General features: G+C 27.9%; 1 protein-coding gene. It reads right to left on the bottom strand.

Going from position 1 to position 551, the window contains the following annotated elements; all coding sequences use genetic code 11:
* Nucleotides 1-353 (bottom strand): helix-turn-helix domain-containing protein (locus AOG55_RS06505; RefSeq protein ID WP_162216767.1); only part of this gene is annotated, 353 nt, incomplete at its 3' end.
* Between the last annotated feature and the right edge of the window lie 198 nt (nt 354-551).

Genomic DNA, 551 nt, shown 5'->3' with positions numbered 1-551 from the left:
TTTATCCTATTGTCCTCTATCATATTTAATAATTCAATGAATCCCTTTCTGTTGAATTTTAATCCGGATTTAATATCGCTGAATATTTGTGCATTTGGGTATAATGATTTCAATCTGTTTATTTGATTATATAAATCATTCTTATTATTATTGGAGGATACACGTGCATATATTGCATCTATTCTATTATTTTTTATTCCTAATATTCTGTTGATTTCCTCCTCTGGAACCCTCCTGAAATTATTTGACAATCTTATGCAGTGTATTTTTCCCTCACGGTCCCATCTTCTCAATGTTGTTGCACCTATCTGCAATATATCGCATGCCTCCCTGATTGTGTATATTTTACCCATATATATTGCATAATGATGCATAACTATATATAAATATTCCCATTAACAGTTTTAACCCTTTTTAGCTTACTGCTGTCAGCCATGAATAATTATATGTCATGCATATTTAAATAAAATTAATTATATGTAACCATATTTATTTTTATTTTCAAATGTGTACGGATTATAAGCTATGTCATAAAAATTTATCAATAAATT

Origin of the sequence: Acidiplasma cupricumulans, from assembly GCF_001402935.1 — an archaeon.
In the GTDB taxonomy this organism is placed as follows: Archaea; Thermoplasmatota; Thermoplasmata; order Thermoplasmatales; family Thermoplasmataceae; genus Acidiplasma; species Acidiplasma aeolicum.
The sequence above is the reverse complement of the archived record's forward strand: the minus strand, read 5'-3'. Positions and strand labels throughout refer to the sequence as shown.